This window comes from Streptomyces sp. NPDC051136 (assembly GCF_044455745.1).
In the GTDB taxonomy this organism is placed as follows: domain Bacteria; phylum Actinomycetota; class Actinomycetes; order Streptomycetales; family Streptomycetaceae; genus Streptomyces.
Map to the genome: position 1 here is coordinate 335,008 of NZ_JBITFE010000010.1, position 26,100 is coordinate 361,107.

At 73.2% G+C, this 26,100-nt stretch carries 19 protein-coding genes; 3 read left to right on the forward strand and 16 right to left on the reverse strand.

Annotated elements, in window-relative coordinates; translation table 11 throughout:
* Nucleotides 1–19: 19 nt before the first annotated feature.
* From ACIBCJ_RS28710 to ACIBCJ_RS28755, 10 genes are all read right to left on the reverse strand, one after another.
* Nucleotides 20–2,266, reverse strand: coding sequence for an FUSC family protein (locus ACIBCJ_RS28710; protein ID WP_365979891.1), 2,247 nt, complete (start codon nt 2,264–2,266; stop codon nt 20–22).
* A gap of 133 nt (nt 2,267–2,399) precedes the next feature.
* Nucleotides 2,400–3,776 (reverse strand): NAD(P)/FAD-dependent oxidoreductase, encoded by a 1,377-nt coding sequence (locus ACIBCJ_RS28715; RefSeq protein ID WP_362095657.1) that lies wholly within the window; start codon nt 3,774–3,776, stop codon nt 2,400–2,402.
* 204 nt (nt 3,777–3,980) lie between these two features.
* The gene (locus tag ACIBCJ_RS28720; RefSeq protein ID WP_365979892.1) at nt 3,981–5,714 is read right to left on the reverse strand and encodes a SpoIIE family protein phosphatase; all 1,734 of its coding nucleotides are present in this window, start codon (nt 5,712–5,714) and stop codon (nt 3,981–3,983) included.
* Nucleotides 5,711–6,778: an ATP-binding SpoIIE family protein phosphatase gene (locus ACIBCJ_RS28725; protein WP_362095651.1), complete on the reverse strand. Its 1,068-nt coding sequence runs from the start codon at nt 6,776–6,778 to the stop codon at nt 5,711–5,713. The genes ACIBCJ_RS28720 and ACIBCJ_RS28725 overlap by 4 nt, the downstream gene beginning before the upstream one ends.
* Nucleotides 6,778–7,218 carry an anti-sigma regulatory factor gene (locus tag ACIBCJ_RS28730; protein WP_362096729.1) on the reverse strand — a complete coding sequence of 147 codons (441 nt, stop codon included), beginning with the start codon at nt 7,216–7,218 and terminating at the stop codon, nt 6,778–6,780. The genes ACIBCJ_RS28725 and ACIBCJ_RS28730 overlap by 1 nt, the downstream gene beginning before the upstream one ends.
* Entirely contained in the window at nt 7,218–7,649 is a 432-nt protein-coding gene (locus tag ACIBCJ_RS28735; protein ID WP_362512739.1) for an STAS domain-containing protein, read from the reverse strand. The genes ACIBCJ_RS28730 and ACIBCJ_RS28735 overlap by 1 nt, the downstream gene beginning before the upstream one ends.
* Complete coding sequence (locus ACIBCJ_RS28740) at nt 7,646–8,545, reverse strand: STAS domain-containing protein (protein ID WP_362095645.1); 900 nt, start codon at nt 8,543–8,545, stop codon at nt 7,646–7,648. The genes ACIBCJ_RS28735 and ACIBCJ_RS28740 overlap by 4 nt, the downstream gene beginning before the upstream one ends.
* Before the next feature lie 158 nt (nt 8,546–8,703).
* Nucleotides 8,704–9,096, reverse strand: a complete 393-nt coding sequence (locus tag ACIBCJ_RS28745) for an STAS domain-containing protein (RefSeq protein WP_362095642.1) — start codon at nt 9,094–9,096, stop codon at nt 8,704–8,706.
* 117 nt (nt 9,097–9,213) lie between these two features.
* The gene (locus ACIBCJ_RS28750; RefSeq protein ID WP_362095639.1) at nt 9,214–11,667 is read right to left on the reverse strand and encodes a SpoIIE family protein phosphatase; all 2,454 of its coding nucleotides are present in this window, start codon (nt 11,665–11,667) and stop codon (nt 9,214–9,216) included.
* Nucleotides 11,664–15,659, reverse strand: coding sequence for a HAMP domain-containing protein (locus tag ACIBCJ_RS28755; protein WP_365979893.1), 3,996 nt, complete (start codon nt 15,657–15,659; stop codon nt 11,664–11,666). Before ACIBCJ_RS28755 ends, ACIBCJ_RS28750 begins: the two co-directional genes overlap by 4 nt.
* 381 nt (nt 15,660–16,040) lie before the next feature.
* Here ACIBCJ_RS28755 and ACIBCJ_RS28760 point away from each other — a divergent pair, with 381 nt between their 5' ends.
* Nucleotides 16,041–16,412: a PRC-barrel domain-containing protein gene (locus ACIBCJ_RS28760; RefSeq protein ID WP_133886574.1), complete on the forward strand. Its 372-nt coding sequence runs from the start codon at nt 16,041–16,043 to the stop codon at nt 16,410–16,412.
* A gap of 43 nt (nt 16,413–16,455) precedes the next feature.
* Nucleotides 16,456–16,932 carry an ATP-binding protein gene (locus tag ACIBCJ_RS28765; protein ID WP_362512745.1) on the forward strand — a complete coding sequence of 159 codons (477 nt, stop codon included), beginning with the start codon at nt 16,456–16,458 and terminating at the stop codon, nt 16,930–16,932.
* A gap of 26 nt (nt 16,933–16,958) precedes the next feature.
* Here ACIBCJ_RS28765 and ACIBCJ_RS28770 read toward each other — a convergent pair whose 3' ends face one another.
* Both ACIBCJ_RS28770 and ACIBCJ_RS28775 read right to left on the reverse strand, forming a co-directional pair.
* The gene (locus ACIBCJ_RS28770) at nt 16,959–17,393 is read right to left on the reverse strand and encodes an ATP-binding protein (protein ID WP_362095629.1); all 435 of its coding nucleotides are present in this window, start codon (nt 17,391–17,393) and stop codon (nt 16,959–16,961) included.
* A gap of 129 nt (nt 17,394–17,522) precedes the next feature.
* Nucleotides 17,523–19,433: an AMP-dependent synthetase/ligase gene (locus tag ACIBCJ_RS28775; protein ID WP_365979894.1), complete on the reverse strand. Its 1,911-nt coding sequence runs from the start codon at nt 19,431–19,433 to the stop codon at nt 17,523–17,525.
* Nucleotides 19,434–19,595: 162 nt separating this feature from the next.
* Between ACIBCJ_RS28775 and ACIBCJ_RS28780 the strand changes: the two genes are divergently transcribed.
* Nucleotides 19,596–19,832 carry a DUF6480 family protein gene (locus tag ACIBCJ_RS28780; RefSeq protein ID WP_362095623.1) on the forward strand — a complete coding sequence of 79 codons (237 nt, stop codon included), beginning with the start codon at nt 19,596–19,598 and terminating at the stop codon, nt 19,830–19,832.
* Between the two features lie 121 nt (nt 19,833–19,953).
* Here ACIBCJ_RS28780 and ACIBCJ_RS28785 read toward each other — a convergent pair whose 3' ends face one another.
* The 4 genes from ACIBCJ_RS28785 to treS form a co-directional block, all read right to left on the reverse strand.
* Nucleotides 19,954–21,045, reverse strand: coding sequence for a glutamate--cysteine ligase (locus tag ACIBCJ_RS28785; RefSeq protein ID WP_362095620.1), 1,092 nt, complete (start codon nt 21,043–21,045; stop codon nt 19,954–19,956).
* 73 nt (nt 21,046–21,118) lie between these two features.
* Nucleotides 21,119–23,344 (reverse strand): 1,4-alpha-glucan branching enzyme, encoded by a 2,226-nt coding sequence (glgB, locus tag ACIBCJ_RS28790; protein WP_362095617.1) that lies wholly within the window; start codon nt 23,342–23,344, stop codon nt 21,119–21,121.
* 3 nt (nt 23,345–23,347) lie between these two features.
* On the reverse strand, nt 23,348–24,709 hold the full coding sequence (locus tag ACIBCJ_RS28795; protein WP_365979895.1) for a maltokinase: 1,362 nt from the start codon (nt 24,707–24,709) through the stop codon (nt 23,348–23,350).
* 28 nt (nt 24,710–24,737) lie between these two features.
* Nucleotides 24,738–26,100, reverse strand: a 1,363-nt coding sequence (gene treS / locus ACIBCJ_RS28800; RefSeq protein ID WP_365979896.1) for a maltose alpha-D-glucosyltransferase, incomplete at its 5' end; no start/stop codon positions are given.

The window sequence follows — 26,100 nt, forward strand, 5'->3', positions numbered from 1 at the left end:
CACCCTCCGGGTGGCACCGTCACCGCTGCGGCGCCTTGACGGGCACCCCCAGCGGCCGGGCGAGGCCGACCACCGCCTCGTCCAGCCGCTCCAGATGCCGCAGGACCCGGCCCGTGATGCGCCCGTACCGCGGCACCCCGGCGGCGTCCGGCTCCAGCAGCGAGGCGATGCTCGGGCCGGTCTCCACCTCCGTCCCGGTGTCGTCCTCGGTGACGCGGGCGGCGATCGCCTCGATGTTGCGCACCGTGCGCCGCACGGCACCGCGCAGCCGCGGATCGGCCGCGATCGACGGATGGGTGGGCAGCAGCTCGGCCGTCGCCGCCAGCGACCGCGCGTGGTAGGCGCAGGTCTCCAGCAGCGCCACCACATACTGGGCCGTGTCCCGCCGGGCGCGCAGCGGCGTGATCGGATGGGTCAGCGGCTGGGTGGCCGCCCGCAGGTCGCCCAGCGCCTGGTCCAGCTCCCGCGCCGTGTCCAGCAGATCGGCCGCCGGGCCGCCGCTGAGCTGGTCGACGGCGCCCTCCGTCACGTCGGTGAGCCGCTCCAGGACCGTGCCGAGGAGTTCGTTCGTACGCCGGTCGGTGCGGATGGGCAGCACCAGCGCGGCCGCCACGATCCCGCAGGCCGCGCCGAGCGCCGTCTCCTCCACCCGCAGCAGCAGCACCGACATGCTGTAGGTGTGCAGCAGCGTGTACAGCAGCCCCAGCATCGCGGTGACGAAGAACGACATCAGCGTGTAGGACAGCGGCGCCGTGTAGAACATCGCGAAGATCAGCACCAGCACCAGCCCGAACGCGGTCCAGGTGTGGTTGCCGACCAGGCCGGCCAGCACGATGCCCGCCACCACGCCCAGCACGGTGCCGAGCAGACGGCGGTAGCCCTTGACCAGGATCTCACCCGTCGAGGCGGTGTTGATGAAGACGATCCAGCAGGTCAGGACCGCCCAGTACCAGCGCTGCGTGGACAGGAACTCGCCGCCGACGATGGCCAGCGAGGACCCCACGGCCACCTGCACCGCGGCGCGCGTGGTGGGCCGCCGCAGCCCGGTCGGCTCCTCCTCCGGCACCGCCTCCTCACCGGCGTCGATGGCCGCGTCCTCGGCGTCCAGCTCCTCGCGGGACCTGGCGGTGGCCGGTGAGTCGTCCGACTCGTCCTGCGGCCCGTCCAGGGCGATCCTGAGGCCCATGACCGCGCGTGCCGCCTCACCGATGCCGCGGAACACGTCCTGCACGGCCGCGGTCGCCTCGGGAAGGTTCTCCTCGTCGCGGTAGCCGAGCAGCCGGTTGCGCAGGTGGGACAGCGCGGTGCCGCGCGCCTCGGCGGGCGGCCGCAGCACCAGCGTGCGCAGCGCCGCCAGATCGCGGCGCAGTGTCTCCGTGGCCTCGCCCGGCGCCGGCGAGTGCCCCACCGCGGGGGCGGGCGCGCCGGGCAGGTGCAGGGTCAGGGTGTCCGCCCGCTCGGCGCTGCGCGCGGTCAGCAGCAGCAGGCCGAGACGCTCGGAGGCGATCTCGGCGTCCGCGATGCGCCGCTGCACCAGGCGGGCCGTGGACGCGTCGGGCGTGCCCTCCTCCAGCCGGGACTGGATCAGCAGGGCGGTCTCGTGCAGGCGCGCGGTGCCCTCGCGCAGCCGCACCAGCGTCTTGTCGATGGCGTCGGGACCGGCGTCCAGCAGCTCGATCTGGGTGGCGATCAGCTGGGCCAGCCGGGCCCGGAAGGCCTGCCGCAGCAGCCGCAGGATGCGCGCGGGCGTCGCCGGGACCACCCCGAACCGCACCACCGCGCTGGAGGCGAACGCCACGGCGATCGCGGCATACAGCCCCGGCAGCCCCGACACCTTCGCGCCGACGAACAGCGACACGAAGTAGACCTGGAAGCCGATCAGCCCGAGCGCCGTGCCCCGGTCGCCGAACCGGCGGACGAAGACCGCGCAGAAGATCAGGACGACGAAGAAGGCGTCGCCGAGGACGACCCGCGAGGTGAGCAGCGTGCTCAGCGAGACCGAGGCGAGGGCGACCGGCAGGCCCAGCGCCAGCGTGACGGCCTGCGGGCCGGGCTCCTTCTCCCGGATGGCGAAGGTCGCGACCATCGCCGCCATGGCCCCGGCCACCAGATGTTTGACGTCGACGCCGGCGACGGCGAGCACGCCCAGTGTCAGCGCGATGGCGCCCACCGTGCGCAAGCCCGCCGTCAGCCGCAACAGCCCCGGGTCGGACGCGGCGACGCGGTCCCGCAACCGTGTCCGCGCCGAGCGCCCCGCTGCCTTCACGCCGCCGTACACTCTCCCGATTCACAGCCGGCCCTCACAGCCGGTTCCAGCCACGGCCCGGCCACTTCACGCCGAGATCCACTTCTCAGCATGTCATGCCCGGGCCCGGTACCGGCGGCGGGGGCGGCCCCGGTCACAACTCCGCCCGGCTCGCCTCCCGCACCTGTTCCCGCACCTGCTCCGGGGTCAGATACGCGTCCGTGTACTCGAAGTCCTTCAGCTTGGCCGGCTTGCGGGCCTGGAAACCGGTACGGACGAAATCGTCGCCGGCCACCGCGTTGAGCGCCCAGTTGGCCGCCACGCGGGCCTTCGCCACGCCCGTGCGCAGCGCCGACCAGTGGTAGCCGCGGGCCACCGCCTGCGCGGGCAGGCCCTTGAGCTCGACACCCAGCGGCTTGGAGACCGCGTCCGCGCCGCCGAGGTCCACGACGAGACCGAGGTCCTTGTGGACGTAGGGCCGCATCGGCTGGCCCCGCAGGGTGGCGATGAGGTTCTCCGCGACGTGCCGGCCCTGCCGCATCGCGTGCTGGGCGGTGGGCGGGCAGACGGCACCCTCCTTGCCCTTGGCGAGGTCGGGAACGGCCGCGGAGTCGCCGAGCGCGAACACCCCGTCGTGGTCGGGCAGGCACATCTCGGCGGTGACCGCGAGCCGCCCCTTGACGGTCTCCGCACCGAGGGTGGCCATCAGCGGGCTGGCGACCACGCCCGCCGTCCAGATCAGGGTGCGGGTGGGCACCACCCGGCCGTCCGTGAAGGTGACCTCCTCGGGGCCGGCCTTGTCGATGGAGACGCCCAGGGAGATGTCGATGCCGCGCCGCGTCAGGATCTCCTGCGCGTCGCGTCCGAGCTTCTCGCCCAGCTCCGGCATCAGCTTCGGCGCGATGTCGATCAGGTGCCACTTGATCAGGGCCGGGTCCAGCCGGGTGTAGCGCTTGACGGCCGCGTGCGTCAGCCGCTGCAGACAGGCCGCGGTCTCGGTGCCCGCGTAGCCGCCGCCCACCACCACGAACTGAAGCCGGGAGGCGCGCTCGGCCGGGTCCTGGCTGGCGTCGGCGAGGTCCAGCTGCGAGATGACGTGGTCGCGGATGTACGCGGCCTCCGCCAGCGTCTTCATGCCGAACGCGTGGTCGGTCAGCCCCGGGATGTCGAAGGTCCGGGTGATGCTCCCGGGCGCCAGCACGATGTAGTCGTACGGCTCGTTGACGATCCGGTCGGTGATGGTGCGCACCACGCACACCTTCGCCTTGAGGTCCACCCCGATGGCGCCGCCCGGAATGATGCGGGTCCGGTACTTGCTGCTGCGGCGCAGCGAGAGCGCGATCGACTGGGGAGTGAGCACCCCTGCGGCGACGTGCGGCAGCAGCGGCAGATAGAGCTGGTAGGAGAACGGGGTCACCAGAGTGATCTCGGCCTCCTCGGGGGAGAGCCGGCGTTCCAGACGACGGACGCACTCCACGCCGGCGAAGCCTGCGCCGACCACCAGGATCCTGGGTCGTGTCACGGTGTTCATCCCTTTCTGCGGCGCCGGGGCGGTCTGCCGCGAACGCCCATCGCCTGCCCGTGGATCGCTGCTTCGCACCTGAGGCGGGCCACCGCGCTCCGACCGCTCCGGCGGGCCGGGTGCGGCAGGCAGGCGGCACGTCCTGATCACCACCATGCCCCGCCCGGGCCCAAAGCGCACCGGGCGAGGGCGAACCGTGTGAAACGTGCGAGGTCAGCCCGTGGGGCTCAGGTGGCAGAGCAGCAGACACACGTCGTCGTCCCGTTCGGAGTCGCTGAGCATCGGACGCAGGATGCCGTCCGCCGCACCCTCCAGATCCGCGTCCAGCCGGTCCGCGTCGAAGGACCCGAGCGTGTCCGCGAGACGGGCGATGCCCGGGTCTATGCCCCGGGCGCGACGCTCCACAAGGCCATCCGTGTACAGCGCGAGCGTCGAACCGGGCGGCATGGACACCGTGTGGTCCGCGATCTCCTGCCGCAGCGGGATGCCGAGCATCGCCCCGGGTTTCGCGTCCAGTGTCCGCACCCGTCCGTCGGGGGTACGCAGCACCGGCGGCGGGTGCCCGGCCGCCGCCCACGTCATGGTGGTCTCCGCGGGGTGGAAGCGCGCGATGACGGCGGTGGCGAACAGGTCGGGCTGGAGGTGGTGCAGGAAGGTGTGCAGGCGGGTCAGCAGCTGCCCCGGGCTGCCGCCGTCGACCGCGTACGCGCGCAGGGCGGTGCGCAGCTGACTCATCATCACGGCCGCCCGCAGCCCGTGCCCGGTGACGTCCCCGACCACGGCGATCACCCCGCCGTCGGGCTGACGGAAGGCGTCGTACCAGTCGCCCCCGATGTTCAGCCCGTGGGTGGCCGGCAGATAGCGGGCGGCCAGCGCGAGACCGGGCGGGGCCGGCAGCTCCGTCAGCAGGGCCCGCTGGAGCGTCTCGGCGATGTCGCGGTGGTGCTCGTAGCGCCGGGCGTGGTCGATCGCGATGCTGGTCCGCCGGGTCAGCTCCACCAGCATGACGGCGTCGTCCGGGTCCCAGCGCTCCCCGGGCGGGGACAGCGTCACCACGCCCAGCGGCGCCTGCCGGGTCGGCAGCGGGATGCTCAGCAGGGGCCGGTCGGGGTCGGCCGCCGACGGCGGCTGGTCGTCGACGCCGGGCAGCCCTCCCGGGTGTGCGGCGGCGTACTGCGGCCGGCCGGTGCGGGCGGCGACCACCGCGGCCGCCGCGCGGGCGGGACCGGGCCGGTCGCCGTCCTGGTCGAACAGCCAGACGTCGACGTCGGACGCGTACTCGGGCACCAGCAGCTCCGGCAGCCTGCGCACGATCTCGTGGTGGTCGAGCGACGCCGTGAGCACCGCGCTCGCGTCCGCCAGGAAGGTCAGCCTGCGCCGGGCGTTCTCGGCCTCCGTACGCGCCTTGCGCTCGGCGGCGAACGCCTCGCGCTGGGCCCGCCCGGCGGCGTCCAGCTCGGCGTGCAGCGCCACCACGCCCTGGTTCGTCTGCTGCAGCTCCTCGCGGTGGAACTCGACCAGGTCCTCCTGCTCGGTGAGTCTCTCCAGCACCAGCGCCGTGTCCTCGTCGGCACCCAGCAGGGCCTCCGCCAGCCCCGCCGGGTCGTCCGCCACGGTCTCGGCGCCGGGATCAGCCGTCGCCTCGGGACACGGCACCGTGACCCGCCACGGCGGCTGTCCGGCGGCAGCGGCCTCGGGCGACGGCGTCACCACGGCGTGCAGCACGCTCTGCCGGGCACCCGGCGCGGCGAGGGAGACGGTGCCGGTCTCCAGGGTGAGCCGCCAGGTGCCGCCCTTGGCCACGCACAGCCGCAACTGCGCGCCGAGCAGGGCCGTCAGCCGGGTGCGCTCCACGGGCGCCACACCGCAGGCCGCCGCCAGCCGTGCGGTGCCGATGCGGGCCAGCGCCGCGTCGACGACGCCGGCGATCTGCCAGGTCCGGGTCATGGGCCGTCCGGCGGGGTAGGGGCCAGCACGGCGACGGCGGTGTCGTCCCGGACCGGCCGGGCCGGGCTGCTGGCGTCACGGATGGTCACGGCGGCGGTCACCGCCGGGTCGGTCGCGGTGCGGCAGGTGTCGGACGTCGGCGACCAGCGGCTCGGCAGACCGTCGCTGTGCAGGACCAGGACCCGGTCGTCCGCCCAGGGCCGCTCCTCCTCGCGCAGCGTCGTGGGCCGGTGGGTGCCGACGATGCCGGGCCGGGACACCAGGTGCCGCCAGGTGCCGCCCTCGCACAGCCGCGCCCCGATGTTGCCGACGCCGGTGAACCGGAGCACGCCGGCCCGCGTGTCGATCTGGGCCACCGCGACGGCCGCCCCGCGGGTCCCGGACAGCGCCCGGTCGAGCCGCCGCATCGCCTCGGCCGGCGGCAGGTCGGGCGAGGCGCGCAGCGCCTCCACCGCGGCGGTCGAGGCACGGGCGGCGTCCGGACCGTGACCGAGTCCGTCGGCCAGCATCAGCGTGACGAGGTCCCCGTCGCGCACCCAGGCCCAGGCGTCACCCGAGTACTCCGCCCCGCCGAACGGGACGTTCACCGCACCGGCCCGCACCCGGCTCCCCGGACCGGAGCCGGTGACGGCGGCGGCCTCGGGTACGGCGCCGATCCGGGCGACCACCACCGTGCCCCGGCCGGGGACGCTGTGCAGGTCGAAGTCGTCGGCGAGGCGCGCACAGGTGCCCAGGCCCGCACCGAGCGAGTTCGTGGTCGTGAAGCCGTCGCGCAGCGCGGCGGACACGTCGGCGATCCCCGGACCGTGGTCGACCGTGGCGACCTGCACGCACGGCGTCGCCTCCCGGCCGGCCGCGAGAACGGGCGGGGGGACGACGTCGATCAGGACCTGGCCGCCCCCGGCGTGCTTGAGCAGGTTGGTGGCCAGCTCGGTCGCCACCAGCGCCGCGGTGGAGGTCCGCTGCTCGTCGAGACCGGCCAGCGCCGCCGCCTGCTCCGCGGCCACCCTGGCGTCGCGCACCCGGGTCGAGTCCCGCACCGGGACGTCCCACACACGTGGCATCAGGACTCCTCACGGGGGCGTGGCGGCCGGCCCACCCAGGACGTCACCCGCACGGTCGTCCCGGCGCCCGGAGAACTCTCGATGGCGAACTCGTGCACCAGGCGGCGGGCGCCGCCCAGGCCCATCCCGAGACCGTCGCCGGAGGTGAAACCGTCGCTGAGCGCCCGGTCCAGGTCCGGGATGCCGGGCCCCTCGTCGCTGAAGGTCAGCCGCAGCCCGTGCGTGGCGCCCTCGGTGAGCGACTCCACCTCCATGGTGCCGCCACCGCCGTACACGAGGGTGTTGCGGGCCAGCTCACTGGCCGCGGTCACCAGCTTGGTCTGGTCGACCAGACCGAAACCGAGCCGGGCGGCCGTCTGCCGCACCTGCTGTCGCACCCACACCAGATCCATGTCCGAGCGGATCGGCAGGCGGGCCTGCGAGCCCGCGGCGGTGTGCATCACGAACGCTCCCGTCCGAAGCCGCCGTAACGGGACGAGGGGGCGTGCCGGCCGAGGAACTCCATGGCCGCCTCGGTGCTGAGCGCGGTGTGCACGCCGGGCAGCGACAGGCCCAGTTCCACCAGGGTGATGGCGACGGCAGGCCGCATGCCGACCACCACGGTCCGCGCGGCGAGCAGGCCGGTCTGTCCCGCGATCTCGGCCAGGACCCGGCCGAGGAACGAGTCGACGATCTCCACGCCGGAGATGTCGATGACCACTCCGGAGGCACCGCTGCGCACGATCGTCTCGGCCAGGTCGTCCTGGAGCTGCTGGGCCGTGCTGTCGTGCAGATCCCCCTGGAGGGTGACCAGCAGGACCTCACCGATTCGCAGCACCGGAACACGCCCCGGCACCGGAGCCCCGTGGGGCCCGGGGAATGGCCGGCTCACCGGGCGACCGCTCCGTTCGCCGCCGGTGTCACGATCCCCACACCGAGCTCGTGCAGCACGTACTTCAGCGCGTCGGCCAGGCTCGCCCGGGTGACCACCGTGCCGAGGTCAAGACCGAGGTGGACCATGGTCTGCGCGATCGCGGGCCGGATGCCGGAGACGATGCACTCGGCGCCCATCAGCCGGGCCGCCGCGACCGTCTTCATCAGATGCTGGGCCACCAGCGAGTCGACGGTCGGCACGCCGGTGATGTCGAGGATGGCGAAACGCGCCTGCTGCTCGACGACGGACTCCAGCAGTGTCTCCATCACCACCTGGCTGCGCGCGCTGTCCAGCGTGCCGATCAGCGGAACGGCCACGATGCCGTCCCACAGCTTGATGACCGGCGTGGCCACCTCGAGCAGCTGGAGACGCTGGCGGTCGATGAGCGCCTGCCCCTCGCTGAGCGCCGTCTGCATCACCACGACCCGCAGGGTGCCCATGAGCACGCTCAGCGTGGTGACACACTCCCGGACGTACCCCGCGGGGGCGTCCTCGGGCAGGTCGGCCACCAGCAGGTTCTCGACCGGCGGACGCAGCGCGGCCAGCTCGCCCGACACCTGCGCGGTGCTCAGCCCGGCTCGCGACCGGGCCGCGCCCATGCGCGCCAACTGCTCGCGCACCTCGGTGAACCCGGCGGCGTCCGGGTCCTCCACCCGGGCCGCGTCCGCGACGTGCGCCAGCGCGTCCACGACGGCCTTGCCCGCCTCGACCGCCTCGTCGCGCGAGAGGGTGAACACGGCACGGAACAGGGGTTCGTCCGCCCATCGCTGGGCGATCTGCTCACGGCGCCGCCGCAGCAGGTCCCTGATCTCGCGCGTCGGCGAGCCCGCCGTTCCGTCCGCCTGCTCCGGCACCTGTTCCACTCCTCATCCGCGTCGCGCCGCACCTCACCTCGTACGGAAGCGACGTGCCGACGTCCTGACCCTGCCGGCCGACCACTGTATCCACCCGCCGACCTGGCACGGCACCCGCTTCCGTACGACCGGTCCGGACGAGGTGCGGGGCGCGACGCTCAGGCGTCGGGCACCTGCGGCCCCTCCGGATGCGCGTCCACGCGGGAGAGGGCCTCGTCGACGCTCTGGGAGACCGGCACCGTGATGCTCACCCCCGTCAGGTCCAGGACGCGCTGCACCGCCGGGGGCGGCGAGATGATGTGCACGCTGCCCGGCAGGTCGCGGGCCTCCTGGTAGACGCGCAGGATGATGTTCATGCCGGACGAGTCCATGAACGGGACCTCCGACAGGTCCAGCAGGAAGTGCCGTCGGCCGTGGTGCAGCTGGTTGGCCAGGTGGTGCTGGAACTCGGTCGCGGTGTCGACGTCCAGGTAGCCCTCCACCTTGAGCAACGCGACATCCTCCCGCGGCAGCGTCACCTCGACGGACAGCGGGTTCTGGGCTATGGGCACGTGTACCTCCAACAACGCGGCGGTGCGGCGGACCGTCGTGTGGCCCACCGCGCGTGGCGGATACCCCCGAAATCCGGATCCACACCCGCCGACCGGACCGGTTCGCCACCCGGTGGATCATCCCACCCGGATGCCGACCAGACACGTGTCGTCGTCCGTGTCCGACCTGCTGTACGTGAGCAGCCGGTCCAGGTGCTGGTCCAGGGTGTTGGGCGTCGGACGCACGGTGCTGAGCAGCTGGGTCAGCGCCTCCTCCACCGGGCGGTCGCGGCGCTCGATCAGACCGTCGGTGTACATCAGCAGGGTGTCCCCACCGGCCAGCTGCACCTCGGACTCCTCGTACGCCGCCTCCGCGGCCGCGCCCAGCAGCATGCCCCTGACCAGCGGCAGCGGCTCCGCTCCCGGACCCCGCACCAGCACCGGCGGCAGATGGCCGGCCCTGGCCCAGCGCAGCGTGGAGCGGGCCGGGTCGTACAGGCCGCACACCGCCGTGGCGGTCACCCCGCCCGTCAGATGGTGCGCCACGATGTTGAGCCAGGACAGCAGCTGCCCCGGACCTGCCCCGGTCACCGCCAGACCGCGCAGCGCGTTGCGCAGCACCACCATGCTGGTCGCCGCCTCTATCCCGTGCCCGGCGACGTCCCCCACGCACAGCAGCACCAGCCCGCTCGGCAGCACCACGGCGTCGTACCAGTCGCCGCCCACCAGCTGCTCCGTCTCCGCGGGCCGGTACCGGACGGCCACCTGGAGCTCCGGCACCCGCAGCGGGGCCTGTGCCGGCGGCATGATGGCGTGCTGCAGCTGCAGGGTGAGCCGGGCGCGCTCGACGGCCTGCTGCTCGGTGTGCGCCAGCTGGTCGCGCGTCGCGGCGAGCGCCACCTCCGTCCAGTGCTGCGCGGAGATGTCCTGACAGGCGCCCCGCACGAGCAGCAGCCGGTCGTCGGTGTCCAGGACCGGCTCGGCGACCACCCGCACGTGCCGGGTCACCCCGTCGGGCCGGCGCAGCCGGAAGGCCGCCGACGCCGGCCTGCGGTGGTGCAGCAGCGTGCGCAGGAACCGCCCGATGGCCACGGCGTCGTCCGGGTGGGCGTGCGCGGCCAGCTCCTCCAGCGGGACCGGCGCGCTCGTCTGCGGCCGCCCGTACAGGTCGAACAGCTGCCCGTTCCAGGTGATCTCGCCGGTCAGCAGGTTCTCCTCGAAGCCGCCGATGCGGCCGAGCCGCTGGGCGTGCTGGAGGAGGCTGGCCAGCCGCGCCGTCTCGTCCTCGATGCGCCAGATGAGCAGCACCGCGTTGCCGTGCCGGCTGACGCTGATGTCCGCCACCGCCGACAGCGGCACCTGGTCCACCAGGGCCGTCAGGTTCATGTGCCGGGCCCGGAACGGCTCGCCCGTGGCGTACACCCGCTCCACGTTGCGGAACAGCTCGCTGTCCCCGGCGGCCATCGGGTACGCCTCCAGGAGCAGCGCGCCGCCCACGACGGCACGCGGCCGCCCGGCCGGATCCAGGAAGCGCTTGTTCACGTGCTGGATGCGGAAGTCCGCCAGGTTGCCCGAGGCGTCCAGGTGCGGCACCAGGACCAGGGCGGGGTCGTGCAGCCCGTCGGCGAGGTCCATCAGCTCCACCGCGTCCGGCATGACCCGGGGCTCGTGCCCCGGGCCGCTCGGCGTGTACGACTCCAGGGTGTGCGCGCACAGCTCCGCCAGGGCCTCCACCTGGCGGACCACCTGGGGCGGCTGCGGCGCCATCGGCACCGCCCAGGCGATCTCCAGTACGCCGTGGATGCGCCCGCCGGTACCGGCGGGCACCGCGACCCGGCCGCCGTCCGGGTACTGGTGCCGGCCCACGCTGGGCAGCCCCGTCTCCGCGAGGGACGCGTACCACTGCCCCGACCGCTCGGTCAGTCCGCGCCGGGCCACCGTCGCCACGTCCGGCGGCACGTAGCGCCAGCGGGCGGCCTCCGCCGGCGGGAAACCGGCGCTGCCCACCAGGGTGAGCGACCCGTCGTACCCGGCCGCCCAGATGGCCACCGCGACCGCGCCGAGCGGGCGCAGCGCCTGCTCCAGCAGGGCGTCGGCGACGGCCTGGGTGTCGTTCGCGGCCAGTGCGCCGCTCTCGGCCGCCCGCAGGCGTACGGCGGCCGACCCGGCCACCGCCCCACCGGTCGCGTCGGCACCCGCGCCGGCCGCGTCGTCGTCCGGGTCCGCGGTCCGTACGGCGGCGGTCGCCGCCAGGAACGCGTCCGTCACCTCCGACATGCGGTCGCGGGCGGCCTGGTTGATGACGTCGACCGCGAACTGGAGCGGCGTCGCCTGGGACTGCTCGGCCAGTTCGGCCAGCTGCCGGGCGGCCTGCGCCGGACCGCAGCCGAGCCGGGCGACCAGGACGCCCTTCGCCAGCTCGATCAGTGCCCGGCCCTCGGCCTCCGCCTGCGCGGCCCGGACCTCACGGCTGAGCCGGTCGACCGTGGCCGCCAGCCTGCCCACGGGTGACAACGGGGTCATGTCGCCGCGGTCGGACGCGGCCGGGCGGGCGTCACCGGCCGGCTCGCCGGGCTGCTCGGAGGCGTTCATGCGGGCAGCCACCGCCGTACGCAGGCGATGAGGTCCTTGGTGTCGACGGGCTTGGTGACGTAGTCGCTGGCGCCCGAGGCGAGGCTCTTCTCCCGGTCCCCGGGCATCGCCTTCGCCGTGACGGCGATGATCGGCAGCTCGGCGTACCGGGGGATCCGGCGGATCTCGGCCGTCGCCGTGTAGCCGTCCATCTCGGGCATCATCACGTCCATCAGGACCAGTGCGATCTCCGGATGGTCCACCAGCGTCTCGATGCCCCGGCGGCCGTTCTCCGCGTGCAGCACCCGGAACCCGTGCAGTTCCAGGATGCCGCTCAGCGCGAAGAGGTTGCGCGCGTCGTCGTCGACCACGAGGACGGTGCGCCCGGCGGGCGGCGCGTGGCCGGTCTGGGCCGTCAGGCGCAGCGGTTCCTCCGGCCGGACCAGGGAGAGCACGTCCCCGGGTTCCTCCGCGGCCAGGTGCAGGGCGATGCGCTCGCGCAGCTCGTCCAGGCTCGACAGGAACTCCAGCGCCCCGCCCGCCGGGTCCGAGCGCAGGTCCTCCTCCAGGGCGGCGTCGACGCGGTGACCGCTGTGCACCAGCACCGGCACGCTCGCCAGCGCCGAGTCGCCCCGCAGCGCGTGCAGGAAACGGGACGCCTCGTCGTCCCGCATCCCCAGCTCCAGTACGACGCAGTGGCACGGCTCGGCGGCCAGCGCACCGGCCGCCTCCTCCGCCCCCACGGCGGTGATCACGTCGAGCGGCGGCCGGTCGCCGGCTTCGTCCCGCCCGTGCGTCAGATCCGCGATCACGCTCTCCGCGACCAGGGTCAGCAGCCCGCGCGGCCGCTCCTCCACGACGAGCAGCCGCCGCGGCCGCTGCCGGTGGCCGCCGGTCAGCTCGGGCAACGGCAGGGGCCCGTCGAGCACGTCGGCGGACGCCTCGGCCGGGATCCGCTCCGGCCCCCGGACCAGCAGGTCCTCGAAGTCCGGACGCGCCACCGGCAGGAACAGCGTGAACGTGCTGCCCCGGTCGGGCGTGCTGTCCACGGTGACGGCCCCGCCGAGCAGCTGGGCGATCTCCCGGGTGATGGACAGGCCGAGCCCGGTGCCACCGTACTTGCGGCTCGTCGTACCGTCCGCCTGCTGGAACGCGCCGAAGATCGACTCCAGGTTCTGTTCCGGGATGCCGATGCCGGTGTCCTTCACGCGGAACGCCACCACCGCCCCGCCCCGGACCACGCCGGCGGGCACCTCGTCGTCCGGCGCCGGCTCGACGGCCAGCTCCACACCGCCCCGCTCGGTGAACTTGACCGCGTTGGACAGCAGGTTGCGCAGCACCTGACGCAGCCGGGAGTCGTCGGTCAGCAGGTCCGCCGGGGCCCCGGCGGCCGTGGACACCGTGAACTCCAGGCCCTTCTGCGTCGTCATGGGCCGGAACGTGGCCTCGACGTACTCGATGAGCTGGCGCAACGTCACGCGCTCGGGGGAGACGTCCATCTTCCCCGCCTCGACCTTCGACAGGTCCAGGATGTCGTTGATCAGCTGCAGCAGGTCCGAGCCCGCCGAGTGGATGATGCCCGCGTACTCGACCTGCTTCGGGGTGAGGTTGCGCGAGGGGTTCTGGGCGAGCAGCTGGGCCAGGATGAGCAGGCTGTTCAGCGGGGTACGCAGCTCGTGGCTCATGTTGGCCAGGAACTCCGACTTGTACTTCGAGGCCAGCGACAGCTGCTGGGCGCGCGCCTCCAGCTCCTGCCTGGCCTGCTCGATCTGCAGGTTCTTCGCCTCGATGTCCCGGTTCTGCGTGGCGAGCAGGGACGCCTTGTCCTCCAGCTCGGCGTTGGAGTGCTGCAGCTCCTCCTGCTGCGCCTGCAGCTCCGCGGAGCGGGCCTGGAGCTCGGCGGTCAGGCGCTGCGACTCGGCGAGCAGCTCGTCGGTGCGGGCGTTGGCCACGATGGTGTTGACGTTCACGCCGATGGTCTCCATCAGCAGCTCCAGGAAGTCCTGGTTGATCTGCGTGAACGGGGCGACCGAGGCCAGTTCGATGACCCCGAGCACCTGCCCCTCCACCACGATGGGCAGCAGCACCAGCGCGGCCGGCACCACCTCGCCCAGCCCCGAGGAGACCGTCAGGTAGCCCGGCGGCAGGTCGTTCACCATGATGGTGCGCCGGCTGCGGGCCGCCTGGCCGACCAGGGTGCGGCCGAAGGAGATGCGGGTGGGCCGGTCCGTGTGCTCCGGATAGCCGTAGGAACCGACGAGTCGCAGTTCGGGACCGCCGTCCCCGTCCTCGGCCAGGTAGAAGGCGCCGTACTGGGCCGACACCAGCGGCACCAGCTCGTCCATGATCAGCTCCGCGACCACCGGCAGGTCCCGGTGCCCCTGCATCAGACCGGAGATGCGGGCGAGGTTCGTCTTGAGCCAGTCCTGCTCCTGGTTGGCCCGCGTGGTCTCGCGCAGGGACTCCACCATGGCGTTGATGTTGTCCTTGAGCTCGGCGACCTCGCCGGACGCCTCCACGTTGACCGAGCGGGTCAGGTCGCCCTCGGCGACGGCCGACGTGACCTCGGCGATCGCGCGGACCTGCCGGGTGAGGTTGCCGGCCAGCTCGTTGACGTTCTCCGTCAGGCGCTTCCAGGTGCCGGAGACGCCCTCCACCTCTGCCTGGCCGCCGAGCCGGCCCTCGGTGCCGACCTCGCGGGCGACGCGGGTGACCTCGTCGGCGAAGGCGGAGAGCTGGTCGACCATGGTGTTGATCGTCGTCTTGAGTTCGAGGATCTCGCCGCGCGCGTCGACGTCGATCTTCTTCGACAGGTCGCCCCGGGCCACCGCCGTCGTCACCAGGGCGATGTTGCGCACCTGGTTGGTGAGGTTGTTGGCCATCGAGTTGACGTTGTCGGTGAGGTCCTTCCAGGTGCCGGCGACGTTCGGCACGTTCGCCTGGCCGCCGAGGCGCCCGTCGGTGCCGACCTCGCGGGCGACGCGGGTGACCTCGCCGGCGAACGCCGACAGGGTGTCGACCATCGTGTTGATCACGTCGGCCAGCGCGGCGACCTCGCCCTCGGCGTCGACGGTGATCCGCTGCGACAGGTCGCCGCGGGCCACCGCGGTGGCCACCTGGGCGATGGAGCGGACCTGACCGGTCAGGTTCGACGCCATCACGTTGACGTTGTCGGTGAGGTCCTTCCAGGTGCCCGACACGCCGCGCACCCGTGCCTGCCCGCCCAGGTTGCCGGCCGTGCCGACCTCGCGGGCGACGCGGGTGACCTCGTCGGCGAAGGCGGAGAGCTGGTCGACCATCGTGTTGATGGTGTTCTTCAGCTCCAGGATCTCGCCGCGGGCGTCCACGGTGATCTTCTGGGAGAGGTCGCCCTTGGCCACGGCGGTCGCCACCTGGGCGACGTTGCGCACCTGGTTGGTCAGGTTGCCCGCCATGAAGTTCACCGAGTCGGTGAGGTCGCGCCACGTGCCCTTGACGCCCTGCACGTCGGCCTGCCCGCCGAGGCGCCCGTCGGTGCCGACCTCGCGGGCGACGCGGGTGACCTCGTCGGCGAAGGCGGAGAGCTGGTCGACCATCGTGTTGATGGTGTTCTTCAGCTCCAGGATCTCGCCGCGGGCGTCCACGTCGATCTTCTGGGAGAGGTCGCCCCTGGCGACCGCCGTGGCCACCTGGGCGATGTCACGGACCTGGGTGGTGAGGTTGCCCGCCATGGCGTTGACCGAGTCCGTCAGGTCGGCCCAGGTGCCCGAGACCCCCGGCACCTTCGCCTGCCCGCCCAGGGTCCCCTCCGTGCCGACCTCGCGGGAGACCCGCGTGACCTCGGAGGTGAACACGGACAACTGGTCGACCATGCCGTTGAAGACCGTGGCGATGTCGCCCATCAGCCCGTCGGCGTCGTCCGGCAGCCGGGTACCGAAGTCGCCGTCCCGTACGGCCGTGAGGCCCGCCAGGAGACGGCGCAGCTCCTGATCGCCGGGAGTCGTGTCGACGGCACCTGCGCTGTCGTTGGTCATCTGCACCCTCGCTCCGCTCCCCGGGAGTCCTCGGGCGAGGACTCACCACCCCCTCCGGACCGCCCGGGCGGTCCGGCCTTGGCGTACCCGCGTCCGCCCAGTTCACGGATGTGTCCCGGGCAGAAAAATACGTCAGAGGCTAACCCAGTCCCGGGGCCCGGACAAAGCGATGAGTCACCCGGCCGAACGCCTACCCACCAACGGACAACGCCGCCTCGGCTCCACCGCGCGGACAGCCCGGCCGGACGCCGGCCGCACCGGAGCACCCGCAGGGCCCGAATGCGGTGGGCCCGGCCGGGTATGTGCTGCTGTGGAGCCGGTCCGGACCTTCGGGTCCCGTCCGGCCGCACGGCGGTCACCGACACGGGAGGGAAGGGCAGGGTGCCGATGGAGAGCATCTGGTCGTACGCGGCGGAGAGCGGTCACCTGGCGGGAGCGGACCTGACGGGCTGTGATGTGGTCGCCGAGGACGGCACCATCGGACACGTGGACCGGCAGGCGGAGCACTTCGGCATGCCGCACCTCGTCGTCGACACCGGCGTGTGGGTGTTCGGCCGCAGTGTGCTCGTGCCGGTCGGAGTGGTCCGCGGTGTCGACGCCGAGACGCGCACGGTCAAGCTGAACTGCACCAGGGCCGAGGTCAAGGCCGCGCCCCGGTTCCGGACCGACAGCGAGACGATGGACCGCGAGTACCTGGCGTCCGTCGGCGACTACTATCACCGCCTGCCGCCGCGGGAGAGTTCCGCGATCTGACCGGACCGAACGACCGCGCGCCGAAACCGGGGACACCACACACATGGAAGCAGCCGACCGGATCACCACGGCCACCGCGGCCGGCACGGCACCCCCGGGCGTCGCGCCCGGCCCCGTACCCGCCGCGCCGGGGGCGGGGGCGAGCGCGGCGGCGGCGCGGGCGTACGCGGAGGCGATGGCCCGGACCCGGTGGGGCGGGCACGGCCGTGAGGTGCGCGAGGAGGACGTGGTCGACCTGCTGCTCGTGGTCTCGGAGCTGGTCACCAACGCGATCCGGCACGGCGACGGACTGGCCGGCTTCGAGGCCCGCCCCACGGACGAGGGGCTGTGGATCGCCGTCCACGACAACAGCACCGTGGTGCCCCGGGCCGTGGCCGCGTTTCCCACCACGCACCCCGGCGGCGGGTACGGCTGGCCGCTGGTCGCCCGCCTCGCCCGGGACATCGCCGTCGACCTGCGACCGGGAGGCGGCAAGACGATCAGTGCCCTGGTGCCCCTGCGGGCGGCGGGGGCGCCGTGAGCGCCGCGGTCACCTGACCGCCCGGGTCACCAGGGCAGGAAGACGTGGATGTCCTTGCCCTGCTCCCCGGTGACGACGCTCACCTGGTCGGACAGGGTGTGGATCAGGTGCCAGCCGATGCCGCCGCCGCCCTTGCTCGGATGGAAGGGGCGCGGTGCGGGCTCGGTGGTGCTGGTGTCGTGCATCACCACGTGCACACCGTCGAACGTGCGGCGCAGCCGCAGCTGGAAGGGCCCCGGTGCGTACTGCACGGCGTTCGCCGCCAGTTCCGTGACGACGAGGAGGATGTCGTCCCAGTGCTCGGGCGCCGCGGGCGGCGCCGCACGGGCGAGGTCGTAGAGGAACTCCTCCGCGACCAGCCGCGCACCGGTCACATTGTGCAGTTCCCCGGTGAAACTGGCGGTGCGGTTCGTGATCTCCTCGGAAGCCAGTGTCCTGTCCCAACGCGACTCGGCTGCCATTGCGCCTTCCCGGCCCGGCCACGGCCGGGCGTCGTCTCTTCTCCTTCGCCTTCCCACCGTTTTTAGTTCCCGTGCCGGGCGAACCTAGTCGCGCCGTCGTCGCCTGGCCAGGGGCGGGCCGGTCGCCGATCAGCGGAGGAACACGTTGTCCGCGTCCTCCCAGCCCGCCGGCTCCCGGGACGGCGCCTGCGCGGGCCGGCGGTGCGAGCGGGCCGCGTACATCGCGTCGATCTCCAGGGCGTAGGCCTGCGCGATCGCGTCCCGCCGGAGCTTCATCGACGGGGTGAGCAAGCCGCCGGCCACGTCGAAGGGGGCGGGCAGGACACGGAAGACCCTGATGGACTCCGAGCGCGACACGGCGCTGTTGGCCGCGGCCACGGCCCGCGCGATCTCCTCCCGCAGCGCGTTCTCCTCGCGGGCCTCCCGGGCCGGTGCGTCGCCCGGCAGGGCCAGGGAGGCCCGCCAGTGGGTCAGGAACTCGGGGTCCAGCGTGATCAGCGCGCCGACGCACGGCCGGTTGTCGCCGACCAGCACCGCCTGGTGGACCAGCGGGTGCATCCGCAGCCGCTCCTCCAGCGCGGCCGGGGCCACGCTCTTGCCGCCGCTGGTGATGATGACGTCCTTCTTGCGTCCGGTGATCGCCAGATAGTTCTCCTCGTCCAGGTGCCCGAGGTCGCCGGTGGCCAGCCAGCCGCCGCGCAGCACCGCACGGGTGGCGGCCTCGTCGCCGAGGTACCCCCGGAACAGTGACGGCCCCCGCACCAGGATCTCGCCGTCGTCGGCCACCCGGATCTCCGTCCCCGGCAGCGGCTGGCCCACCGTGCCCGACTTCTCCCGGCCCAGCGGCTGCATGGTCAGCCCGCCGCTGGTCTCGGTCAGGCCGTAGCCGTCGTGCACGTAGACGCCGATGCCCTCGTAGAAGAGGGACAGCTCGCGGCTGAGCGGTGAACCGCCCGAGGTGGCCCGGCCCACCCGGCCGCCCAGGGCGCCGCGCAGCCGCCGGTACACCGTCCGCTCGTACAGGGCGTGCTGGAGGCGCAGGTCGAGGCCGGGCCCCGCCCCCCGCCCGAGGCGCTGCCTCTCCTGCGCGGCGGCGAAGTCCCGGGCCGTGTGCGCGGCCCGCTCGAACAGGGCACCCCGGCCCGCCTGCTGGGCGGTGCGCAGGAAGTTCTTGTAGATCTTCTCCAGGACCGACGGCACCGCGTACAGGTACGTCGGACGGAAGGAACACAGGGCCGAGGAGAGGGCCTCCCCGGTCATCGCGGGTTCGTGCGCCATGAGGAGCCCGCCCCGGACGCACAGGGTCTGGATCATCAGCCCGTACACGTGCGCGAACGGCAGGTAGGCGAGGACCGTTCCCTGCTCTCCCTCGGGCGCCACCGTGTGGCCCCAGCCCGCCAGCAGCGTGTCGCACGGGCCGGCCAGGCCCCGGTGGCTCAGCGCACACCCCAGCGCGCGGCCCGAGGTGCCCGAGGTGTAGGCGACCACCGCCGTGGAGTCGGGCAGCACGATGCGGCGCATGGAGTCGACGGAGGCGAACGGGAGGAACGCGCCGCGCTCCACCAGCGACTCCAGCGCGCCCGCGTCCAGCTGCCAGACGTGCCGCAGCGCGGGCAGGGACGCGCACACCGGGCCGACGGTCATCACGCCCTGCTCGTCCTCGACCAGCACCCCCACGCAGCCCGCGTCCCGCAGGATCCACTCGACCTGCTCGCGCGAGGAGGTCGGATAGACCGGCACGACCTCGGCGCCCACCGTCCACAGGGCGTAGCTGAAGACCGTCCACTCGTACCGGGTGCGGGCCATGATGGCGACCCGGTCGCCCGGCGAGACGCCGCTCGCGATCAGGCCCTTCGCCACGTCGACGACCTCGTCGCGGAACTCCACGGCGCTCACCTGGTCCCAGACCGCCGAGCCGGGGGAGCGGCGGCGGGCGAGCATCGGCAGGGCGGGCGTGCGGGCGGCCGTCTCGAAGAGGCTGTCGGCGAGGCCCCCGGTCAGCGGCGGGACGGCCCGGGGAGCGAGAGCGGGGTCGTGCATGCGCCGGCTCCTGACGTGTACGGACGGGGGTCCCCCGACCGGCACCGGTGAGCACCGGGGCCGGCGGTGCTCGGAGGCTAGCCCAGCGGCGGGCGGCGGGGGGCCGGGACGGCAGAAGTGTTCGCACCTGGTGATCTCGGCGGATCGGGGGACCCGGGAGGTATGAGCTATTCGAACCCGGATCCCGATCCGCGACTCAGCACCGGCCTGGAGCCCGGCGGCGGCGTGCCGCCCGGGGAGACCCCGCCGGCGGAGAGCAGCATGCCCGAGGCCGGTCCCCGGGACCTGCGCAACAATCCGGCCAAGGGCTGGGCCAAGGGGCCGATGACACTGATCCTCGCCGTCGTGCTGGTCTTCGCGGTGGGTCTGCTGGGCTACGCCCTGGCCCTCATCTACTGAGCGCCCCGACCTTCGTCGACCGAGGGCCGGGGCCACCGGCCGGCGCCCGGTCCGCTCGGCGCCCGGTCCGGTGCCGGTACGCGGCCGGCCGGACGGCGGCGACGGGCCGCCGCGGGACGTCTCAGCCCGCCTGGGTGCGGCGCACGCAGGCGGCGACGACCTCCCGCAGGCTGCCCGTGCTCTCCAGCAGACCGCGCTGCACCCGCGCCCCGTTGCCGTCCCGCAGCAGTGTGTCGACACCCTTGCGCACCCGGTCGAGGTCGCCCGCGGCGGCGAGGGCCTCCTCGGTGTGCTCCACCAGGGCCCGCAGGACCCTCTCGGCGGGCATCCGCCGCATCGTCCCGGGATGCAGCAGCTCCTCCGTCAGCCCCGACCGGGCGGCCCGCCAGGCGGCGAGGCGCAGGAGGCTGACGCTGTGCCCGGCCGGTTCGACGCCCTCGCGCCACTCCCGGGCAGCCGTGTCGACCAGCGCGCGGGCGAGCGCGGCGAGGACGACGGCCGTCGAGGCGTCCAGGCAGACGTCCGCGACCCGGAACTCGACCGTCGGATAGCGCTGGGAGAGCCGGATGTCGAGGTAGACCATCGCGTCGTCCAGGATCGTCCCCGTCGCGAGCATGTCCGCGACCCGGCGGTGATAGCGCTCCGCCGAGCCGAACAGCTCGGTGGGACCGGCCGACGGCCAGCGCTGCCAGACCCGGCTGCGGTAACTGCTGTACGAGGAGTCCACGCCCTGCCAGAACGGCGAGTTGGCGCTGAGCGCGGTCAGCACCGGCAGCCAGGGCCGCACGCGGTCGATCACCGCGACGCCCTCCTCGTCCGACTCGACCGAGACGTGCACGTGACAGCCGAGGACCAGCTGCTCCTGGACGACGACGCCGTACTGCTCGGCCATCCACTCGTAGCGCCGGTTCACGCCGATGGACGGGGTGACCGGGAGCGGTGACGTGGCGAGCGCGGCGACCGCGCACCCGATCTCGCCGGCGTGCCGCCCGGCCTCCCCGCGGCAGCGGACGATCTCCGCGTGCAGCCGCTCCATGTCCGCCTGCGGATGCGTGGCGAACTCGAGCATCTGCTCGTGCAGCTCCTTCTCGAAGACGTCCTGCTCCCCGTCGTCCAGCGACGCCCGGGCGAGCACGGCCGCGGACAGCGCCCGCGGCTCGCCGGTCGCGGGATCGACCAGGAGGAGTTCCTCCTCCACTCCGACGGTGCGCACGTGGTGCCGCCTTTCTGAGGACCTGTGTGACCAACCGACTGCCCCGGGGCGGCCGGTCGGACACCTGGTCACCTCACAGGGCGTACGGCATCAGCCACACCGTGGCCAGCGGGGGCAGCGTGATCCGGAGGTTCCCGTCCTCCGGCTTGACCGGGTCCGGGTTGGCCACACCGCCGCCGCCGTACTCCTCGGCGTCGGTGTTGAGCACCTCCTGCCAGGCGACCGCCTCGTCACCGACGGGCAGGCCGTACGCGTGCCGGACCACCGGGGAGAAGTTCGACACCGCCAGCAGCGGGGAGCCGTCCGCGGCGTACCGCAGGAAGGCGAAGACGTTGTCCTCGGCGGCGTCCACCGACACCCACCGGAAGCCGGCCGGGTCGGTGTCGCGCTGCCACAGAGCCGGGGTGCGCGCGTAGCGGCTGTTGAGCTCACGGACCAGGTCCCGCACCCCGCGGTGGTCGCCCGCCGAGTGGTACCCCTCGTCGAGCAGCCACCACTCCGGACCCTGCTTCTCCGACCACTCGGCGCCCTGCGCGAACTCCTGCCCCATGAAGAGCAGCTGCTTGCCGGGGTGGGCCCACATGAAGCCCAGGTAGGCGCGCACGTTCGCGCGCCGCTGCCACCAGTCGCCCGGCATCTTCGACACCAGCGCCTGCTTGCCGTGCACCACCTCGTCGTGGGAGATCGGCAGCACGTAGTTCTCGCTGTACGCGTACACCATGGAGAAGGACATCTCGTGGTGGTGGTACTTGCGGTGCACCGGCTCGTGGGCCACGTACTCCAGCGAGTCGTGCATCCAGCCCATGTTCCACTTCAGCCCGAAGCCCAGCCCGCCGGTGTCGGTCGGCCGGGTCACCCCGCCCCACGCCGTCGACTCCTCGGCGATGGTCACCACGCCCGGGCAGCGCCGGTAGACGGTCGCGTTCATCTCCTGGAGGAAGGCCATGGCCGCCAGGTCCTCCCGGCCGCCGTACCGGTTGGGCTCCCACTGGCCGGAGTCGCGCGAGTAGTCCAGGTAGAGCATCGAGGCGACCGCGTCCACGCGCAGCCCGTCGATGTGGAACTCCTCGCACCAGTACACGGCGTTCGCCACCAGGAAGTTGCGCACCTCGGTCCGGGCGAAGTCGAAGGTGTACGTCCCCCAGTCCGGGTGGGTCGCGCGCCGGTCGTCCCCGGGCTCGTACAGCGGGTCCCCGTCGAAGCGTCCCAGCGCCCAGTCGTCCTTCGGGAAGTGCGCCGGCACCCAGTCCATGATCACGCCGATCCCGGCCCGGTGCAGCGCGTCGACCAGGTACCGGAAGTCGTCCGGGGTGCCGAGGCGCGCGGTCGGGGCGTAGAACCCGGTGACCTGGTAGCCCCAGGACGGGCCGTAGGGGTGCTCGGCGACCGGCATCAGCTCGACGTGGGTGAAGCCCAGGTCCGTGACGTAGGCCGGCAGCTCCTCGGCCAGCTCGCGGTAGGTCAGCCCAGGGCGCCAGGACGGCAGGTGCACCTCGTAGACGGAGAACGGTGCCTCGTGCACGGGCCGGGCGGCCCGGGTCCGCATCCACTGGGCGTCGCCCCACTCGTAGTGCGAGGCGGTCACCACGGACGCGGTGTTCGGCGGCTCCTCGGCCGCGCGGGCCATCGGGTCGGCCTTGAGGAACCGGTGCCCGTGGCGCGAGTGGATCTCGAACTTGTACCGGGTGCCCTCGCCGACCCCCGGCAGGAACAGCTCCCACACGCCGGACGAACCCAGCGAACGCATCGGGAACGCCGTGCCGTCCCAGTGGGTGAAGTCGGTGGCGACCCGCACCCCCTGCGCGTTCGGCGCCCACACGGTGAAGCGGGTGCCGGTGACGCCCTCGTGGGTCATCGGCTCCGCGCCGAGGGCCTGCCACAGCTGCTCGTGCCGGCCCTCGCCGATCAGGTGCAGGTCCAGTTCGCCGAGCGCGGGCAGGAAGCGGTACGGATCGTGCGTCTCCCGCGGCTCGCCCTCCTCGTACGCCACCACCAGCGTGTACGCCGGGATCCCGGACAGCGGCAGGACGCCGGAGAACAGGCCGTCCCCCTCCGACGCCAGGGCGTGGCGCTCGCCGTCGACGAGCACGCCGACCTCGCGGGCGAAGGGGCGCAGCGCCCGGAAGACGACGCCGCCGGGCACCGGGTGGGCGCCGAGCAGGGCGTGCGGGTCGTGGTGGGCGCCGGCCAGCAGGCGCCCCCGGTCGGCGGGGTCGAGGGGCGGCGCGGTCGCGCAGGCACCGGGTGCGTGCGGGGCCGGGGCGGACGGCTCGGGGATCGAGGTGTCGCGGAGGGCCACGGGTCAGTCTCCTCTCACGGCGAGTCGTTCGATCGCCGCCATGGGTACGGGAAGCCAGTCGGGGCGGTGCCGGGCCTCGTACAGCACCTCGTACACGGCACGGTCCGTCTCGTAGGCGCGCAGCAGGCCGTGCTTCTTGCGGGGGTCCCATCCGGCGCGGGCCGCGTAGCCCGCGCAGAACGCCTCCCGGCAGCGGCGCGCCCACTCGGGGCGCCACGGGCGGCGCTGCCGGGCGGCGTAGTCGAAGGAACGCAGCATCCCCGCGATGTCGCGGACGGGGGAGTGGGCGCTGCGCCGTTCGGCCAGCGGACGCGAGGGCTCGCCCTCGAAGTCGATGACGAACCAGTCCCGGCCGGCCCGCAGCACCTGACCGAGGTGCAGGTCGCCGTGGATGCGCTGGGCGGGCGGCCCCCAGTCGCAGGTGGACAGTGCAGCGAAGGCCGCCCGCAGTCCCGGCACGAAGGGCTGCAACGCCGGCACGCAGTGCGCGGCCGCGGTCAGCCGCTCGGTCATCGCCGCCGCCGTGCGGCCGTTCTCACCGGGTGCGCCCACCGGGAAGGCGGAGGCCAGTGCCAGGTGCACGTCGCCCATCGCCTGCCCCAGTTCGTGGGCCTGCACGGTGAACTCGTCCCCGGCGGCGAGCGCGTTCAGGGCGAGGGTCCAGCCGTCGGAGGCGCCGTGCAGGAACGGCTGGAGCACTCCGAGCGTCGCCTGGTAGGGATGGGTCGTGCGCATCCACGCCACCGGCGCGGGGACCCGGCCGCAGCCCTGGCGGGCCAGCGCGTCCGGCACCTCCAGGTCGGGGTTGACGCCGGGCTGGACGCGCCGGAACAGCTTCAGGATGAACTCGTCGCCGTAGATCAGCGAGGAGTTCGACTGCTCGGCGTCCAGCAGCCGCGGCGCGAGTCCGCCGGGCACCGGACGCGTGGCGTCGGCCTCGAAGCGCAGCGGCCCCGCCTTGCCGGGGTGCCGGAGCCGCTCCAGGAGCAGCTGGGCGGTGCGGGGATCGTGCAGGGCGTCGTAGACGGTCCGTCCGGCCAGCGGACCGTCCTGCACCTGGCCGATGATCGCCCGGCCCAGGCGCGGCGAGGGCTGCTCGCGCACGCCGAGGAGCAGCTGGTAGCAGTCCCCGGCCGGCGGAGCGCCGCCCGGGGAGGGCACGGAGCCCTGCCCGGTGTGCACCAGGAGGTGCAGACAGCCCGGGAACAGCTCGGTCATCGACAGCAGACCCAGCTCGGCCACGGGCCGGTCCTTGCCCGCGAACCAGCGCTGGCGCGGCAGCCACTCCCGCAGCAGCTCGCCGAGTGACGCCATCGGCTCCGCGAGCTGCCCGCGTCCGGGGCGCAGGGATGCGGTCTTCGGCATGGTGACGCGTCCTTTCCTCGGCCCACGCTCAAGCGCGGCGGCCGATGCGGGATGCGACTCGGGTGAGCCGGAACCAGTAGAAGCCGTGGCCCCCGAGGGTCAGCAGGTACGGCAGTTCGCCGATCGCGGGGAAGCGGACGCCGCCGAACAGCTCGACCGGATGGCGTCCGGCGAACTCGCGCAGGTCCAGCTCGGTGGGCTGGGCGAAGCGCGCGAAGTTGTTCACGCACAGCACCAGGTCGTCCTCGTACTCCCGCAGGAAGGCCAGCACCGCGGGGTTGGAGGAGGGCAGCTCGGTGTAGGTGCCCAGGCCGAAGGCGGGGTTCTGCTTGCGGATCTCGATCATGCGCCGGGTCCAGTGCAGCAGGGACGAGGGCGAGGCCATCGAAGCCTCGACGTTCGTCACCTGGTAGCCGTAGACCGGGTCCATGATCGTGGGCAGGTAGAGGCGCCCCGGGTCGCAGGTCGAGAAGCCGGCGTTGCGGTCGGGTGTCCACTGCATCGGGGTGCGCACGGCGTCGCGGTCGCCGAGCCAGATGTTGTCGCCCATGCCGATCTCGTCGCCGTAGTAGAGGATCGGTGATCCCGGGAGGGCGAGGAGCAGGGCGGTGAACAGCTCGATCTGGTCGCGGTCGTTGTCCAGCAGGGTGGCGAGCCGCCGGCGGATGCCGATGTTGGCGCGCATGCGCGGGTCCTTGGCGTACTCCGCGTACATGTAGTCGCGTTCCTCGTCGGTGACCATCTCCAGGGTCAGCTCGTCGTGGTTGCGCAGGAAGATGCCCCACTGGCAGCCGGACGGGATGGCCGGGGTCTTGGCGAGGATTTCCGAGACCGGGTAGCGGGACTCGCGGCGCACGGCCATGAAGATGCGGGGCATGACGGGGAAGTGGAAGGCCATGTGGCACTCGTCGCCGCCGGTGGCGTAGTCGCCGAAGTAGTCGACGACGTCCTCCGGCCACTGGTTGGCCTCGGCCAGCAGCACGGTGTCCGGGTACTGGGCGTCGATCTCGCGGCGCACCCGCTTGAGGAACGCGTGGGAGGCGGGCAGGTTCTCGCAGTTGGTGCCCTCTTCGGCGTACAGGTAGGGCACGGCGTCGAGACGGTAGCCGTCCACGCCCAGGTCGAGCCAGAACTTCAGGGCCGCCAGCATCTCCTCCTGCACGGCCGGGTTCTCGTAGTTGAGGTCCGGCTGGTGGGAGAAGAAACGGTGCCAGAAGTACTGGCCGCGCACCGGGTCGTAGGTCCAGTTGGAGGCCTCGGTGTCGACGAAGATGATGCGGGCGTCGGCGTAGCGGGTGTCGTCGTCGGCCCAGACGTAGTAGTCGCCGTAGGGGCCGTCCGGGTTCTTGCGGGACTCCTGGAACCACGGGTGCTGGTCGCTGGTGTGGTTC

Excerpts from the sequence above, each read along its gene's own strand:
- ACIBCJ_RS28780 (WP_362095623.1), top strand. The coding sequence starts at position 19,596 with ATGAGCTATTCGAACCCGGATCCCGATCCGCGACTCAGCACCGGCCTG.
- ACIBCJ_RS28795 (WP_365979895.1), bottom strand. The coding sequence starts at position 24,709 with ATGCCGAAGACCGCATCCCTGCGCCCCGGACGCGGGCAGCTCGCGGAG.
- ACIBCJ_RS28770 (WP_362095629.1), bottom strand. The coding sequence starts at position 17,393 with ATGGCAGCCGAGTCGCGTTGGGACAGGACACTGGCTTCCGAGGAGATC.
- ACIBCJ_RS28720 (WP_365979892.1), bottom strand. The coding sequence starts at position 5,714 with ATGACCCGGACCTGGCAGATCGCCGGCGTCGTCGACGCGGCGCTGGCC.
- ACIBCJ_RS28765 (WP_362512745.1), top strand. The coding sequence starts at position 16,456 with ATGGAAGCAGCCGACCGGATCACCACGGCCACCGCGGCCGGCACGGCA.
- ACIBCJ_RS28750 (WP_362095639.1), bottom strand. The coding sequence starts at position 11,667 with ATGAACGCCTCCGAGCAGCCCGGCGAGCCGGCCGGTGACGCCCGCCCG.
- ACIBCJ_RS28725 (WP_362095651.1), bottom strand. The coding sequence starts at position 6,778 with ATGCCACGTGTGTGGGACGTCCCGGTGCGGGACTCGACCCGGGTGCGC.
- ACIBCJ_RS28715 (WP_362095657.1), bottom strand. The coding sequence starts at position 3,776 with ATGAACACCGTGACACGACCCAGGATCCTGGTGGTCGGCGCAGGCTTC.
- ACIBCJ_RS28755 (WP_365979893.1), bottom strand. The coding sequence starts at position 15,659 with ATGACCAACGACAGCGCAGGTGCCGTCGACACGACTCCCGGCGATCAG.
- ACIBCJ_RS28775 (WP_365979894.1), bottom strand. The coding sequence starts at position 19,433 with ATGCACGACCCCGCTCTCGCTCCCCGGGCCGTCCCGCCGCTGACCGGG.
- ACIBCJ_RS28730 (WP_362096729.1), bottom strand. The coding sequence starts at position 7,218 with ATGCACACCGCCGCGGGCTCGCAGGCCCGCCTGCCGATCCGCTCGGAC.